Source organism: Paenibacillus sp. FSL R7-0297 (assembly GCF_038009025.1).
In the GTDB taxonomy this organism is placed as follows: Bacteria; Bacillota; Bacilli; order Paenibacillales; family Paenibacillaceae; genus Paenibacillus_AQ.
In genome coordinates this window covers 687401-704399 of sequence record NZ_JBBPAQ010000001.1, presented here as the reverse complement: position 1 = coordinate 704399, position 16999 = coordinate 687401, and the positions used below count along the sequence as shown (strand labels likewise).

General features: G+C 51.1%; 10 protein-coding genes. 9 read left to right on the top strand and 1 reads right to left on the bottom strand.

Annotated features, from left to right (window positions below; translation table 11 throughout):
* Positions 1 to 508: 508 nt before the first annotated feature.
* The 5 genes from MKZ24_RS02975 to MKZ24_RS02955 all read left to right on the top strand — a co-directional run bounded on the left by MKZ24_RS02975 (position 509) and on the right by MKZ24_RS02955 (position 6149).
* The gene (locus MKZ24_RS02975; RefSeq protein WP_340781260.1) at positions 509 to 1555 is read left to right on the top strand and encodes a LacI family DNA-binding transcriptional regulator; all 1047 of its coding nucleotides are present in this window, start codon (positions 509 to 511) and stop codon (positions 1553 to 1555) included.
* Positions 1552 to 2997: an extracellular solute-binding protein gene (locus tag MKZ24_RS02970; protein WP_042231859.1), complete on the top strand. Its 1446-nt coding sequence runs from the start codon at positions 1552 to 1554 to the stop codon at positions 2995 to 2997. The genes MKZ24_RS02975 and MKZ24_RS02970 overlap by 4 nt, the downstream gene beginning before the upstream one ends.
* Positions 2998 to 3090: 93 nt before the next feature.
* Entirely contained in the window at positions 3091 to 3966 is an 876-nt protein-coding gene (locus MKZ24_RS02965; protein ID WP_042231861.1) for an ABC transporter permease subunit, read from the top strand.
* Positions 3967 to 3968: 2 nt separating this feature from the next.
* Positions 3969 to 4841, top strand: coding sequence for a carbohydrate ABC transporter permease (locus MKZ24_RS02960; protein WP_231637758.1), 873 nt, complete (start codon positions 3969 to 3971; stop codon positions 4839 to 4841).
* Between the two features lie 15 nt (positions 4842 to 4856).
* On the top strand, positions 4857 to 6149 hold the full coding sequence (locus MKZ24_RS02955) for a CehA/McbA family metallohydrolase (protein ID WP_042231863.1): 1293 nt from the start codon (positions 4857 to 4859) through the stop codon (positions 6147 to 6149).
* A 494-nt stretch (positions 6150 to 6643) separates the two neighbouring features.
* On the opposite strand, the gene MKZ24_RS02950 is transcribed toward MKZ24_RS02955, so the two are convergent.
* Complete coding sequence (locus MKZ24_RS02950; protein ID WP_231637759.1) at positions 6644 to 7054, bottom strand: hypothetical protein; 411 nt, start codon at positions 7052 to 7054, stop codon at positions 6644 to 6646.
* A gap of 246 nt (positions 7055 to 7300) precedes the next feature.
* Here MKZ24_RS02950 and MKZ24_RS02945 point away from each other — a divergent pair, with 246 nt between their 5' ends.
* The 4 genes from MKZ24_RS02945 to MKZ24_RS02930 all read left to right on the top strand — a co-directional run bounded on the left by MKZ24_RS02945 (position 7301) and on the right by MKZ24_RS02930 (position 16781).
* Complete coding sequence (locus MKZ24_RS02945; protein WP_340781258.1) at positions 7301 to 13150, top strand: S-layer homology domain-containing protein; 5850 nt, start codon at positions 7301 to 7303, stop codon at positions 13148 to 13150.
* Positions 13151 to 13406: 256 nt separating this feature from the next.
* On the top strand, positions 13407 to 14102 hold the full coding sequence (locus MKZ24_RS02940; protein WP_042231867.1) for a response regulator transcription factor: 696 nt from the start codon (positions 13407 to 13409) through the stop codon (positions 14100 to 14102).
* The gene (locus MKZ24_RS02935; protein WP_340781257.1) at positions 14099 to 15565 is read left to right on the top strand and encodes a sensor histidine kinase; all 1467 of its coding nucleotides are present in this window, start codon (positions 14099 to 14101) and stop codon (positions 15563 to 15565) included. The genes MKZ24_RS02940 and MKZ24_RS02935 overlap by 4 nt, the downstream gene beginning before the upstream one ends.
* 94 nt (positions 15566 to 15659) lie before the next feature.
* Complete coding sequence (locus MKZ24_RS02930) at positions 15660 to 16781, top strand: TolB family protein (protein ID WP_340781256.1); 1122 nt, start codon at positions 15660 to 15662, stop codon at positions 16779 to 16781.
* Positions 16782 to 16999 lie beyond the last annotated feature (218 nt).

The window sequence follows — 16999 nt, the reverse complement described above, 5'->3', positions numbered from 1 at the left end:
ATTCATCAATTTTGATGTAGAAGGCAGGTCATCTTATGATTGGTTTTTTGTACCCAAAAACCATCCATACGCCGGGAAGGAAATTACATTAGCGGAAATAATGAAGGAATTGTTACGACGGGACATTGAGAAATTACTAATTTCTTGAAATTTACCAAGTAGCAGCGTTGGGCGATTTCATTTTTAAACGCAGAGGTCCATTTCGACGCGTTAATTTAGGCAAGAAAAAGAAGGTGCGAGAAGTATCCGGTGATGAACCGGCTTCTCGCACCTTCTTTTTTTAAGGCCCTGCATTACAGAAAAATGACTTCTCGTTAATATTAGTCGTACAAAACCGCTTTAATATAAAGCCTGTAAGACATAGTGCAGCACTCCGGGAACTCCGGCTCCATGCAAGACCAGAGACAGGGGGCGAAGGATGTCCATTCATTAAACCGGTTTAATAATATGCGGGATTAAACTACAAAAATCCGACTGCACGGGCAGGAGATAAGCGAGGTTTTCTTCTATGGCTACCATCGATGATGTGGCAAAAGCATCAGGCGTTTCTAAGGGAACCGTATCAAGTGTGTTCAGCAAAAAAAGACCGATCAGCAAGGAAGTCACAGAGCGTGTACTGGCGGCAGCCAAAGAACTTAATTACAAGCCTAATTATTGGGCCAGAAGCCTGGCGAACAAGTCGACCCGCATTGTAGGCCTTGATATTCAAGGAGAGAAATTCAAGTTTAGCCAGTTTCACCTCTCACTTCTAAATGGAGTGTTAAGTGTCTGTTATGAACAGGGTTACCGGCTGCTCGTCAATACGCTCTCCCATACGTATCAGAACCAGCTGGAGCATATGGTCACAGGCCCGGCCGACGGGGAGATTCTGCTGAATCCGGAGAGTGATGATGAGCGGATTATCGAACGGCTATCCGGGGATATCCCCATCGTGCTGATCGGCAGGCCGTCCGCTGAGTTCGAGAATCATGTTTCTTATGTGGACAATGACAACGTCAGTATGACTGAGCAGATTACCCGCTACCTGCTTGATCTGGGACACAGGAATTTCTTATTTCTGAACGCGCCGGCAGACCGGACTGTTGCGGTTGACCGGGCCAGCGGTTTTCTTGCTGCCATCCAGAAAGCAGGGCTTCCAGAGTCATCCTACAAAATCATATATAAGCCTGATCCGGACAATTCTTCGCTCGATTTCGGGTATAAGACAACGCTTGAGGAGCTTCAGGCCAATCAGGCAATTACAGCAGTTATCTCAGATACAGACACCATGGCGCTCGGTGTTTACAAAGCGGCGGAAGCGCTCAGTATCAGCATCCCCGGTCAATTATCTGTATTCGCCTTTAGCGACGATTCCATATTCTCACCAGAGTTCGCACCGCCGCTCACGGGTGTCCGCCTTCACGCCGAACGCCTGGGACGGGAAGCAGCAACTATGCTGATCGAACAGATGTCAGGGAACCTGAAGACCGTCAAAAGAACGATTGTGCCAACCGATATGGTCATCCGCAGCTCCTGTGCTGCACCCATTACAATCCATGGAGGAAATCAATCATGAGTATGAAGAAGAATGCAGCACTCTCAGTAGTTTTGGCCGGGACTGTTCTATTGTCCGCATGCGGAAGCAACAACGGCAACGCATCTTCACCATCAACAACAACAGTACCACCGACATCCTCGGAAAGTACGTCTCCGGCGGCAGCAACAGAGGGCATGAAGCTTGAAATTCTATCCGGTAACGTTGGAGGGAAAACGCCTGAGGGCAATACGGAATTCGCGCAGGCCATCAGCGATAAGACAGGTCTTGATGTGACACTGGACAAGCCCGCCAGCGACTATGACCAGAAGGTGCTGACCGCGCTCAGCTCGGGTGCGAAATACGATTTAATCGAGGTCAGTGACTTGGCCAAGCTGAATGCGTTCATTGACCAGGGTGTGGTTACCGATCTGACAAGCTTCGTGCAAGGCTCCAAGATCCTGTCGGATCCTGCGGTGATTCCCTCCGGTGAATGGGAGCAGCTGAAAGGCCCGGACGGTAAAATATACGGCGTGTTCTCCAAATTTCAAGGCGCAACCATGCCTATCGTGCGTAAGGACTGGCTGAACAAGCTGGGCCTGAAGGAGCCTAAAACACTTGATGAGCTGTATGCTGTCCTGAAGGCTTTCAAGGAAGAGGACCCGGACGGGAACGGGAAGGCAGATACCTATGGACTCAGTACTTCGGGACTTTATGATATCCAGGGGATTATGAGCGCGGCCGGGCTGAAATACAGATATGTGATGGAGGACGGTAAACGTACCATTCCTTATGCAACCGATGCGGCAATTCCGATGTATGAATGGTTCGCCAAGCTTGTGAAGGAAGGGATTATGGACCCGAATTTCATTACGAATGACACCGCCAAGATGCGCAACCTCTTTCTGACCGACCGTGTCGGGATGGTCACGTACTGGGATGCCTGGGTAGGAATGTTCAATAACCTGAAGCAGCAGGAAGATGCGGCTACAACCTTCCAGGCAGCAGGGATGGCAAGCCTCCAGGCAGCGGATGGTACGATCTTAATGCGCCGGGGAGACCCGGATTTCTGGATTATTCCGGCCAATGCGCCTCATCCCGAGGCTGCTAAGAAGTTCCTTGAATTCTGGAATACAGAAGACGGGATCCTACTCGGAAGCCTGGGCGTCGAGGATTACGACTATACCGTGGATAACGGACAATACACACTGACGGATACCGGCAAGGAAGCAAACATGGACCACGGTGTTCCCTATTGGTATAACTCCACGGTGAAGCCGCAATTCCCTGCTCTGCCTGGTGTTGAAGAGGCGATGGCGCTCTCCAGGCAGTACGCGACACTTGAGCTTTCACTGCCAACATGGCCGGATGCTGAGAAGATTGTGACGAATTACGCGCTTAAAGCAATGTCCGGCCAGATGCCGGCGGGAGACGCGGTAGAACAGATGCAGAAAGAATTGAAGGCGGCAAATTTAATCGATTAATTCATATCAGGAAGGCTTCGGGGCGGCAGGCGAAGATGCTACTGCCGCTCCCCGCGGGCCATAGGACTTCATGAGGCAGGAGGCGGAACAGCCATGAGATTGATCAAGAAAAACTCGATATTCTACGTCATGATGCTTCCGGTGATCGTTTACTTTGCAGTATTCTCGTATTACCCGCTAGCGAAAGGCCTGCAGACCAGTTTACAGGACTACAAGCTTATGGGCGAACGTCCTTACATCGGACTGGATAATTATAATCAGGTGATTCACGATCCGACCTTTTGGGATGCACTATGGAATACGGTATATATAGGCGGCGGGATTCTCATTACCGGTTTCATCGCTCCGCTGCTAATTGCCCTTTCTTTGAACGAAGTCATGAAGAGCTGGTTCAAGAGAACTGCGCAGCTGGTGCTGTACGTTCCGCATTTGTTATCCTGGGTGGTCATCGGCGGGATTTTTATTTTCCTTCTGTCCCCCGACAGCGGACTCGTGAATTTGCTGCTGGTCCAAATATTTGGTATCCAGCCGATTAATTTTATGGCGGATGAAGCCTGGGCAAGAATTATAATGATTGGTTCGGCCGTGTGGAAGGATATGGGCTACAATTGCATTTTGTTTCTGGCCGGCATTGCAGGGATTAGCCCTACTCTATACGAAGCCGCCCGGATGGACGGGGCAACAAGGTGGCAGCAGGTGCGCTATGTGACGCTGCCGCAGTTAATGAACACGATGAAGGTAATCCTGCTGCTGAATACACTGGGGATATTCCGGATATTTGACCAGATCTTCGTGATGCGGAATCCGGCAATTGCAAGCAAGGTCGATGTGCTCATGATGTATACGTTCCAGAAAGGAATTATGGAGATCCGTATAGGCCCGGCGGCGGCGGCCAGCTTCTTCGTCGTTTTATTTACACTGGTACTAGCTTCTGTGGTTAGAAAAATGACACGTTTTGATGAGGTGTAATCATGAATATCGAACGCATGGAGAGAAGGGGATGGGGGAACAGGACGTTTGATGCTCTGAACGCGATTTTCCTGATCCTGCTGATGTTAACGATGATTATCCCTTTTGCCAATGTAGTCGCACTCGCCTTCTCTTCCGGGATGGCTTCCATGAAGCCTGAGATCATTCTGTTTCCCAAAGAATTCAGTATAGAAGGCTTCGGTACAGTGTGGAACAGTCTGGATCTAAGGCGTCCGTTCATGAACAGCGTAATTGTCACGGTCACCGGTACGCTTCTGCATGTGCTGCTGTCCAGCATGGCGGGGTTTGTACTTATCCAGCCGCAATTGCCCGGCAAGAAATTCATGGTTTCATTTATTCTGCTGACGATGATGATTCCGCAGGACGCAATTATGATTCCGCTCTATCTGGTGAATCAGGACCTGCATCTTATAAATACGCTAAGCTCCCTGGTCCTATCCGGTATGATCTCCGGCTTTTCAATTTTGCTGATGCGCAATTTTTTCCTGAGTGTTCCATATGAGATGTGTGAATCTGCGCAGATTGACGGCTTAGGGATGCTGCGTATTTTCACAACAATCTATATGCGACTGGCAATCACCGGGGTCGCTACGGTCACCTTGTTTGAATTTGTGAGCCGGTGGAACATGCTGAGTGCTCCGGTTCTGTTTATTAACGACAGCCACAAGATTACCCTTCAGGTCGCCCTCAAGTCGATGATCACAGATGCGAGTGCCACATCCGGTAATCTGCTGATTACCACCAATGTCCGGATGGCCGGAATCCTCATTTCGATTATGCCGCTGTTGGCCGTATACCCCTTCATCCAAAGATATTTCATGAAAGGCCTCATGTTAGGCGCGAACAAAGAATAGAAAGGGTGAAATCACTTGCAGATCATCTCAGAGCTTTCCTTGAACAGAAGGATTGTAAAAGAAGAGGAGCAAACGTATATTGAAATCCCCTTTGCAGCCGGGGCGGCTGTGGAAAAGATTGAAGTGAACTATACGTACGAACGTCAGAATGGGGCGGCTGTCATTGATATTGGACTCCGTTCACCGGAACGGATAGTAGGCTGGAGCGGCGGAGCCAGAGAATCCTTCTTCACCGGACTCGGCAAAGCGACCCCCGGCTACCTGGCCGGTCCGATAGCTGCTGGAGAATGGAAGGTCCTTCTGGGTGCCTACCGTGTGCCCGAGGGCGGGTGTGAGGTCAGAATGGATGTGAAGCTCTTTCATGAGCATTCCCGCTGGATGAAGGGCGACTTGCATATGCATAGCGTTCACAGTGATGGTTCTTACACTACCCGGGAGGCCATTCAGTCTTGCAGGGACAAAGGGCTGGAGTTCATGGCCTTCACCGATCACAATAATGCTTCGCAGAATTTGGCCACACTGGCAGCCGATGAGCAAATTGTGCTTATTCCCGGGGTGGAATTAACCAGCTACAAAGGACATTGCAACCTGCTCGGGCATCCTGACGCACTGGACGACTTCCGTATCCTGACTCCGGAGCAGGCCAGAGGGGTATTACAGCGGGCGGCGGACAAGGGGGCATTCATTTCTTTAAATCACCCGTTCTGCTCGAACTGTCCGTGGGAATTAGGCTTTGACTTGCCCTACGATGCTATCGAGGTATGGAATGGACCCTGGCGTCCGATTAACGAGACTGCCGTGCGCTGGTGGCAGGAGCAACTGGCTTCCAGCCGGAAGATTATTGCTGTAGGGGGAAGTGACACGCATAGAATTGAGCCGTATGTCGCGCATGGAACGCCTACGACTTATGTCCGCTCGGAAGCAGAATCGAAGGAGGCGATTCTTCGTGGAATCAGGGCCGGGCGTGTAGTCCTGTCCTCCGGGACAAACGAGACTTTCATTGAGCTATCCATCGGGGAGGCAGGCGTTGGTGACACGGTAATCGTGGACAGTCAGCAGCAGGAATATGAATTGGTTATACAAGTGTCGGGTGCGGCAGGAGACCTCGTACAGCTATGGTCTGACCGCGGCGTAGAGCAGGAATGGAACGTGGAGAGCGGTGGAGATTATACATTTCCTGTGTTAACGGACCGCTTGTTCTACCGTGCAGAAGCAAGCCGTTACCGGGCGGAGGCGAATATGACGGTCACTACTTGCCTGACAAATCCCGTCTACCTTCGTAAGCTGCGGGAAGAGAAGATCGTTTGAGTGTCCGGGGCATCGCGGACACCCGTGTGAACGTCCGCACGAGGCTACCCATACCCGCTAAGACGTTATTGTCGGTGAACGGGTTAAATGGATTAGGCCTGAATCTGTCCACCTGCTCTTCGCACATTACTGCTCTTCGGAATTATGGATGCAGTTAGCAGGCCGGTTTTTGATACGCCTTTTAATACGCTGACTTACAATTATGTCAGCCAATTCAATCAAGGCGGCAGAATTAGCACAGAGCTTGTGGTATGGCGGGAATGCGCGCTCAGTGTGGGGCGGATATCCAGTGTCGGAATCCTGGTTATGCTGTACAAATGGACGGACCTCTGCTTGATACAATCATCCGTCTAATAATGAAAAGCCTCGGGACCGGAAGGTTCCGTGCAATATTTACCATCATTTATCGCAGAAACGGTACCGCCCTGAGGGCGGTACCGTTTCTGTTATGCTAAGTATTAGAGTACAGTTCCCGTCTGCCAGGTGATTCTTACTCAACCGAACGAAGTCAGCACACTCTGCGTCACGATCTCTCTTAGTTCAGCTTTCTGAGCGGTGTATTGCTGCCGGGTAATGCTACCGCTCGCCAATCTTGCTTCAAGCTGCTGCGTCAGCTGTTTGACTTGCAGATTGATGACGTTATTAATGTTACCGCCATTCTCTTCAGCGATGGTGCGCAGGGATTTGCCGTCGTACAAGGCGTCGTACAGCTCTTCGTCGGAGGATTGGCTCAGATTCAGGGCATCCAGCAGTTCATCGGTCTCGGCCACATCCGATGTGGACCATTTGGCAACGGGGATGGTATGTAACGCAGGCTTGCCCCAGGCTGTTCCTCCAAACGACATGGCTACGATCATCGTTCCAACAATCATTACCCGCTTAATATTCATATGTTTTATGTTCATGTCTAATATCCTCTTTTCATATTCAATGTCTGTCATTAGCTCAGAGATTCAAGAGCAGCTAGGTTCTGCTGTAAACCCATTATAAACAACTAACCTAATGGTAACCTTAACGAAACTTTAAAATTACCTAAAGATTACAATGTACTGACAGAGTGATTACAAACCCCCCGTATACTTTATGGATGGTTACCAGCTTGCATGTTTATGCAAGGAATTCATAACACACATACGGGGAGTGTTCACAAGTTGAGAATTACAGCAAAAGGTAAACGCCTGTTCTCCAGTTTGATGGCAGGCAGTCTTATGCTTGGCATCATGGTTCCTGGAAGCTACGCCCAGGAAATTCCGTCAGAGATACAGCGGACGTCATCAGAGATTGCAACACTAACAGACGGAGAGACCCTGCCTGAGGCGCAGTCTGGCAACGAATCAGTTACGTCTGCTGTATATGCCACACCATCACAGCCGGGGGCGCTGCTCATTACTGAGCTGGTTCCGGATACCAAGAATGTAGGCAGTGCGGATAGTTATGAATATGTAGAGGTCTACAACAATACGGATACATCGGTTAATTTCAATGACTACTATTTCTATTACAACGGCGCGAACACCTGGACTACCGGTGGTGATACCGTCATCCCGGCATTCGGGAATATTGTATTCTGGATTATGAACGGCACTAATCAGGCAGCAACTGCCAATGATTTCATAGCCAACTTCTCGCCTGAAGCGTCTTTACAGGAGGGGGTTAACCTATTCCGGATCAATGGAGGCGGAGGTATGGCGAATGGCTCACCTCGCAACCTGCAGATCAAGAGCAAAGCCGGGGATGCCCTAATTATCTCTGCCTCTTATGCCAAGGAGCAGGTCAAGGAGAACAACGGGATTGTTTACCAGTATCCGGTAACCGGAGGCACAGAAATGGTTCTGATGTCAGAGGCAGGCATAATCCCTGCCACACCCGGGACAGTAACGGCTGGTCAGATCCCGGAGCATGATCCCGGAGAGATGACCCCGGTAATCAGTCATACCCCTAAGAGCAGTACAGATCCAGCAGATCTGGTGATTAATGCAACAATCACCCATCTGCAGAATGCGGATGTAGAGGTTGCACCGGCCGTGGAGCTGCTGTACCGTACGACTTCGCAGCTGCGGGAGACCGTCATTACCATGACATCTGCAGGGGGAGAGGCCTATTCCGCGGTTATTCCAGCAGCTGCCCTGGAAGAGCCGGAGCTAATCTACAGCATTCGTGTGAAGAATGTAACCGAGAGCTATTCGGTGCATGTAAACCAGCCGGATTTCAATTCTGCATTGGTGCCGCCGCTGCTCGTCACAGAGCTGCTCCCCAACTCCTCGAATGCAGCGGGCACCACCTCAGATGCTTTCGAGTTTATTGAGGTTTATAACAATACGGACAAGCCGGTCGATTTCAAAAACTACAAGCTGTTTTACCGGTATCCCGATAAAGGCAATGCTGCGGATGTGAAGTGGCCGTCTACGCAGGAGAGCTTGAACATTCCTGCCCAGCAGTCGGTTGTATTCTGGGTGATTAACAGCGCAAATGCGGCCTATAAGGCAAGTGATTTCAATACAGCATTTAATACGGATCTGGTAGAAGGCACGAATCTGTTCTTGATCAAAAGCGACGGGATGTCTAACTCCGGCCGCCGGGGAATCGTAATTAAGAGCAATACGGAGAAGGAAATTTCAGCTGCTTATTATGATGCCGATACTCTATATAACGGCGGAACCAAAGGGGACGAGACAAAGGAGAGTAAGTCGCTTCAGTACAAATACCCTGTGAACGGTACAGGTAAAATGCTTAAGATCAGTTCCGGAGAAGCTGTTCCGTCACCTGGCAGTGCAGATCTAGCCCAAGTTCCCGTAACCCCTGTTCATGTGGAACTGGATACCGAAGCTCCGGAAGTGAATGATCTTACAGATATTTCTGAGATTGATCAGTCGGGAAGCCTGGATTTGAAGGCTTTTGCCGATGACAACAAAGGAGTTACGTCCGTAGAGGTGAGAGTAGCTTCGGACAAGCAGCCTGACTTCGTCAGCCACAATCTGGCCCAGGATTATAACGACAACCTGTATCACTTCAAATTATCTTCAGCCGAACTTATCGGCAGAACGGAGATTCAATATTACTTTGTCGTTTCAGACGGAAGTCAGGAAACAGAATCACCGTTGGCCAAGGTGAAAATAACGGGCGGACCGGACCGGTCCCCGCTGCGTTTGAATGTGAAGGATAACGCACTGCTGCATGGCAGCGTTACGGTCAAGGGAACCGCGGCGAGCGCCGAAGCAGATGAACTGGTGCTAAGCATTGACGGCAAAGAGACAGATGACACTCAGGTCTATCCTGCCCTTGAGAACGATGCTTATTTTGTCTTCGATGCCAAGAATGTCGATTATTATTTCAAGAACGGAATTACCATGGGGCCTGAGGAATTGGGAGACAAGAGTATTCTATATACATTTATGGATCCCATCACCTCCTATACCACGCTGTCCTTCCCGATATCTGCCGCTGCACTTAAGGCGGGGACGGATAACGTAATTTATATCAGGGCAGGCTCGAAGTCATCTCCATTTGATCCCCGTCCGGAAGAGAATAAGGATGATTTCGAGATAAAGAATGTCCGTCTTCTGTTGGCGGACGGAACAGAAGTATGGGATCCAGCTTACAGTGCGCGGGATAAAGAGATTAAGATGGGTGACTCTACAGGCAAAAATCCGTCGATTGGCTTCCGCTTCGAGCTGCAGTCGGAGCAACTGCGCTCCAAAGCGTATGACTGGAATACGGCGCAGGCAACTGACGGATCACATACGCTGATTCTTGCACATGGCCAGGAGCAGGTGAAATCCAAGGTCATTGTGGACAATACGCCGCCAACTATTCAATCCAATATGGAAGAGGGCCAGACTTACCGGGGCAGCATTGAGCTGAAGGCCGATGTTACTGATGAATATGCCGGTGTGGATCAGGTCAGTGTGAAACTGGATGATACGGAGATTGAGCTTCCCTATGCGACATCCTCAGGCATGCTGGCGGGAGGAGTGCACAATCTGTCCATTACTGCCACCGATAAGGCGGGGAACAAGGCCGAGAAGCTGATTACCTTCAAGGTACCTGAGGAAAATCCGTATGCTCCGCAGGTAATTGCTCCAATCAACGGGGCTAAGGGCGTAGGTACCAGCCCGAAGCTCACCGTGAAAGTGGAAGACCCGACCGGAGACAAGCTGGATGTCTCTTTCTATCAAGGATTTAAATATGATGGCAGTCATCCGGAGCAAGGGTTCACCGGATTTAAGAATGCCTCTGATACCGAACCGCCCAAACAGCCGGTTCCTGCCGGTGAGCAGGCGCTAAGCGGTGAGGAGTATAGAAGAATTAGTGCTGCGGACGGGGATTATCTCGTCAATGATGCGGTGGAGCAGTTCCCGTATCAACGGTATGAAATTAAGCTGGATGAATCGGTCAAAGCAACAGACCGTGTGGATGTAGAGTGGAAAGGCAACTCTCTTCCGGGCCGGAAGGTAAGTCTGTATGCCTGGAGCCCATCCGGACAGAACTGGGTGCTGCTGGACCACCAGATTGCGGGAACCACGGACTTTGAACTGAAGTCGACAGTGAGCGCCGGGGTTTACAGGGACGGGGATAAAATCGCTGTTATGGTGCAGGATGAGATTGCCGCAGCGGCTGCATCCACGGTTACACAGGACACCTATGACTTTTCCTTTGTATGGATGTCAGATACCCAATATTATTCACAGAGCTATCCGTACATTTATCAGAAGAATGTGCAGTGGATTGCCGACAACAAGGACAGCCTTAACCTGAAATATGTCATTCATACCGGTGATGTGGTGGATAAATCCTATCAGGAATATGAGTGGGAAGAGGCTGACAAGGACATGCGGGTGCTGGAGGACGCGGGTATTCCTTACGGGGTGCTTGCCGGCAACCATGATGTGGGTCACCAGAACGGCGATTATACGAAATTCTGGGAGTATTTTGGTGAATGGAGATTTAAGAACCTGCCGACTTACGGAGGCTCCTACGATAATAACCGCGGACATTATGATCTCGTCTCAGCGGGCGGCAATGATTTCATCATTGTCTATATGGGCTGGGGTTTGGCTGAACAGGAAATTGAATGGATGAATGAAGTGGTTGCCCGATATCCGGAGCGTAAGGCGATACTATGCCTGCATGAATATATGCTGGTATCCAACAACCGTGCACCGATTGCCGACACTATTTTCGAGAAAGTCGTAAAACCGAACAAGAATGTCATCGCGGCATTGTCAGGTCATTATCACGATGCGGAGCTTAAGGTGGACCCGCTGGATGATAATGGAGACGGTGTGGCTGACCGCAATGTCTATCAGATGCTGGCGGATTATCAAGGGGCTGAACAAGGGGGACTGGGGTACATCCGTCTGCTTCAGTTCGATATTGCGAATAATCAGCTTCATGTGAAGACCTATTCTCCTTTTCTGGATGATTACAACTTCTATGATGAAGTTGAATTCCCGGGTAAGGATGAGTTCTCACTCCCGCTGGATCTTCAGCCGGTGACCAAACGTGTGGCAACAGATTATATTGGAGTGAAGGTGTACAGTGACCAGAAGATTGCCGTGAAGCAAGTAGTGGCAAGCGGCAGCGAGGTAACGGTACCCTGGAACAACCTGAATCAGGATAGCTATTATCAGTGGTATACGAAGGTGGAGGATGGAAATACAGGCAGCGTGCTATCGGATATCTGGGGATTCTACACCGGAAAAGAAGGGGTGGCGCCAACACCAACACCAACACCGGCTCCTGAAGGGACTGATCCGTGGCCAGTCGGAACAACCGGACCTGCTGCTACGCCGGCTCCATCGGTTACGCCGAGCCCTGCAGCTGTGCCCGGAGCGGACAAAGGCAGCATTAAGCTGGTTATGGGCCAGGACGGCAATTACAGCGCATCCCTTAAAGATTTTGAGACCCTGATCCGGGAAACCATTGACGGAACGATTCGGATCGCGTTAACCGAATCCGGCGTTAGCCAGGGGATAATTCAACTGGCGCTCGATGCGAAGGGTGTAGAGCAGGCAGTTCAGAACAAGAAGGCGCTGAAGATTGTCTCTTCCGGGTTCGAGCTAGCCATTCCGGCAGAATCGCTGCCGGATATTCCGGAAGGCAGTGATAAAGTGCTGCTAAGCATTCATACAGTGCTGACGCCGCAGCTTCAGCAGACCATTGAGGAGAACCGCAAAGGAACGGCGGGCTTAGGCGCTCCGCAGGCCGGGGTTACGCTTGAACTCAAAACGGTGTCCGGTGGTAAAGAAACAGCCGTTCATCAGTTCAAGAACAGTGTAACAGTAACCTTAATGCTGACTGCCGGCGAGTTTGGCGGGATCGATAAGGATTATGCCGGAGTTTACTACCTGGATGGAAGCAGCCTGAAGTATATGGGCGGTATCTTCAAGAACAATACTGTCAGCTTTACAACAGATCACTTCTCTTCTTATGCAATAATGGAATACCACAAGGTATTCAGCGATGTGAGCGGAAGCTGGTCGGAGCAGTACATTAATAAGCTGGCCGCGAAGCATATTATTACAGGAATCGATGAGAACCATTACGCCCCGACATGGAATGTCACACGGGCAGACTTCGCCGTACTGGCGGTGCGTGCGATGAACCTGAACAACACGGCGGGTGCACCAGCGGTAGGTTCCTTCGCTGATGTGCCGCAAGGAGCATATTATGCATCGTCTGTGGAGAAGGCCGCTGAGCTTGGATTTATGGAGGGCAGCGAAGGACGTTTCCGTCCGGATGACACGATTACCCGCGAAGAAGCGGCCGTGGTGCTTAGCAGACTGATGAAATCCGGTGCTAGTGCACAGTCACCGGCATCTGCTGCTGGGAATGCAGTATTTGCCGATACGGGCAGCATCTCCCTGTGGGCGAAGGAAGCGGTAAGTGAACTGCAGGCCAAGGGTCTGATCAGCGGCAAAGGCAATAATCAGTTTGACCCGCGCGGTGAAGTGACCCGTGCAGAAACCGCGAAGCTGCTGTATGGATTACTGAACCTCTAATCATTATCTGCCAGAGTGAGACCGCCCGGATTAGCCCGGAGGTCACCGCAACTATGGAAGCAGCGATTGTCCAATAACGGATAATCGCTGCTTTATTTTTTGGAGTAAGCGGCAGCTTGATCCACCAGACGGGAGCCGATAGGTTCTGGTGCCCCTCATTTGCAAAAAAAAACAGGATTGCTTAAAGTGAAGACGGACGCATCCACATGCAGGAAAGCTTAAGAAATGAAATCCATAGCAAGCAGGTGAACTTTCCATGAATAAAAAAATACTGGTCGTCGATGATGAACCGGCCATTGTGAGTGCAATTGCCTACGCGCTGCGGCGTGAAGGCTATGAAGTCGATACCGCCGGTGACGGGGAGGAAGCGCTTGGCAAGACGAATACCTTCCACCCGAATGTGCTGGTGCTGGATGTAATGATGCCGAAGCTGAGCGGTTATGACGTGTGCCGGAAGCTTGAGAACCGTGATGACATCGGAATTATTCTGCTGACCGTCAAGAATGATATTGTCGATAAAATTGTAGGTTTGGAGCTCGGTGCAGACGATTATATGACCAAGCCGTTCGAGATCCGCGAGCTGCTGGCCCGGGTCAAGGCGCTGCTGCGCAGGCTGGAGAAGAATACGGCCGAGATCCGAAGCGAGCTGATCGAATACGGCACGCTGCGGGTACATCCGGACCGGCGTAGCGCCGAGCTTGGGGAAGAACAGCTTGAGCTGACCCCGAAGGAGTTCGACCTGCTGTTCCTCCTGCTCTCCCACCCGCAGCGGGTGTATATGCGCGAGGAGCTGCTGGAGCAGGTGTGGGATATGGACTACGCGGGCGGCACGCGCACGGTGGACATTCATATTCAGCGCTTGCGCAAAAAGCTGGGCGAGCCTTACCAGAACATTCTGCAGACAGTCTATGGTGTTGGCTATAAAGCGGTACCTGCGGGGAACTACGTATGAGAATCAGCATTAAGCTGAAATTCAGCCTGTTCCTGGCCCTGCTGCTTATTCTTGCCATCAGTGTGCTGAGTTATTTCGTGCTGCGCGGCGTGGAGCGGAACCAGCAGGGACAGACGGAGAGCTATCTGGCACAGCATGTCAAAACCGTCAATCTGCGTGTGAAGCAGACCTTCTATATCGGTGTGCGCCTTGAACCGCAGGAATTCATGCAGCAGCGGGGCAAGGCGCTGGCCGCTGAACTGGCCGGGTTCACTGGCCTTGAAGTTACCCTGTATGACAGCCAGGGCCAGCAGGTAGGAACCTCGGCGCAAGGTGAGCCGGGGCCGGGCAGGCCGGATGTCCGCGCGGCGCTGGACTATGCGCTGAATAATAAAGTCGCCTATCAGAGTGAGGGCGACAAGCTGCTGTATCTCGCCCCGCTGCAGGGTCCGGAGGAACAGATGGGCGTGGTGCAACTGGAGTATTCACTGAAGGGTGCCCGGAGCTTCCAGCAGACGCTGCTGAATCTGTTCCTGACCACAGGCGGTGCGGTGCTGGTATTCAGCTTCCTGGCTGGATATCTGTACTTCAACCGTGCTGCGGCAGCGATCGGACGGCTGAAGAAGTCAGCGGAGGATATCCGCCGCGCCGATTATATTACGGCTCCGCCGCTGAAGCGCAAGGATGAGCTTGGGGAGCTGGCCGAGGGCATCTACTTCATGAGCCGGGAGATCGAGAGCAGTATTGCCGCGAAGGATGAGGAGCGCCGCAAGCTGCAGCTCGCAGTGGAGAAGCTTCAGGCGCTGGAGCAGCAGCAGAAGCAGTATATCGGGAATATCAGTCATGAATTCAAGACACCGCTGACCTCGATCAAAGCTTATGTTGATCTGCTGAATATGTATGACGATGACCCCAAGCTGCTGCATGATGCGAAGGTCAACATTGCTAAGGAAACACAGCGGCTGTACGAGATGGTGGAGAAGGTGCTGCAGCTGACCGCACTGGAGAAATATGATTTCGAATCCCAGGCAGAGCTGCTGGAGGTCGAGAGCACACTGCGGGATATTTGCGGACGGATGAAAGGCAAGGCGGAGCGCTATGGACTTACGGTCACACTAGACGTTAAGCCGGCACATATCTGGATCGATAAAGAGAGCTTCATGCATATCTTCATTAACCTGCTCGACAATGCGATCAAATACAATGTCCCTCAGGGAAGCGTTCACTTGTATAACGAGGTCAGGGACGGGCGGGTATGGATTACGGTCCGCGATTCGGGAATCGGCATTCCGGAAGATTCGCGTGATAAGATCTTTGAGCCATTTTACACGGTCAACCGTGACCGTTCCAGAGCATCGGGAGGCACGGGACTTGGACTTTCCCTGGTGCGTAATCTGGTAGAGAAGCAGAACGGGACCATTACGCTGCTGGAGGGTACAGGCGAGGGTGCAGCGTTCCAGCTGTCTTTTCCCTTAGTGTCCTGAAGGACATAAGTTTACATCTTGGAAACATTATGTGAGTGGTTTGGAAATAAGCATCCGGTATGCTGAGAGCAACAATAGCTGGAGGGAAGCCTATATGAATCATGGGAAGAATATCAGAGCGCGCAAGGTATGGAAGGTTCTGCTATACGGTGCTGTTCTGCTGTCCGTCACTGCCTGCAGCGCAGAGAGTACAAAAACACGTCAGGTGGTTGAGGAATCCGGACAAAAAATCACGGTCATGGATAATACCAGCGAATCGGTCTACACCCAGCTGAAGCTGGAAGGAATCGATAAAGTCGAGGGTGTGCGGGGCACGGAAATGGTCAGCGAGGATGTCATTGTAGTGACTAAGGAGAACCGTGAGCTACCTCCGCAGGTGATAGAAGGCCAGGAACTTTATCCGAAGAATCTCTATCTGCACACATTGTCCACAGGGGAGGACACTCCGCTGCAGGAGGGGGAGCAAACTTACGGCTCGCTGAGTCTGTCGCCGGATAAGAAGCGGTTGTTTTATATGGAGGTATATGATATTACCGGTCTCGGCTATATTATGGATCTCGCTACGGGTGCTTCGGTGAAGGTGGGCGAGGCTGAGTTCCGGAGCGGGGAAGCGACATGGTCTGACAATGAGCATGTGATTTTTCCGGACATGGAAGGCAATATCATGAATACTGATGTAAATGGAAAGCAGGAGACTATTCTGAAGACCGGAATTCCTTATGTTCATGAGGTGATCCAGACCGGCAGCCGGATTCTGTATGTCTCAGGTGAAGACAGCCAGCTTAGCGCCTATGATACCGGCACGAAGCAAACTAAGATGCTGCAAAAAAATGTGGAATGGGTCATTCCCTCCCCGGACGGGAGCAGGCTGGCAATAGTAGAGCGGATAGGGCCCGGGGAGAGGGTGCTGCTCCTCTGTGACAGCGAAGGCAACGAGCAGTCCCGGCTTGCTGCCGGACAGCAGATCTTCGGCACCAGCTGGTCGCCGGACGGCAGCAAGCTGGCCTACGCGATTACAACAGCAGGTGCCACCGATGATCAAGAAGACCTGTTCATTACCGAAGCAGAGACGGGAGAGCAGACGCCTATGCTGAATGACATCCACCTGTCTGACCAGCTGCGCTGGAGTCCCTCGGGCAAGAAGCTGCTGGCAGCAACCGCGGTGCTGAAGGATGATGCCTATCAGTTGATCACCTATGTGATCAGGTTGTCGTAGTAATCTTAAGTATATTCATACTTGACAGGTGGGTTTAAGGGGGTATATGATTACAGCAACAGTTTACTACTCATTAAATGAACGGTGAAATAATAACCGTGAAGATCATATCGAGCTGATTGGACTACCAAAGGCTCCCGCAAATATTCCCTTATGGGTATATTCCGGGGGTCTTTTTTAGATTCTGGTGGGTCTATGGATGTGTAGCAGAGGAGAGA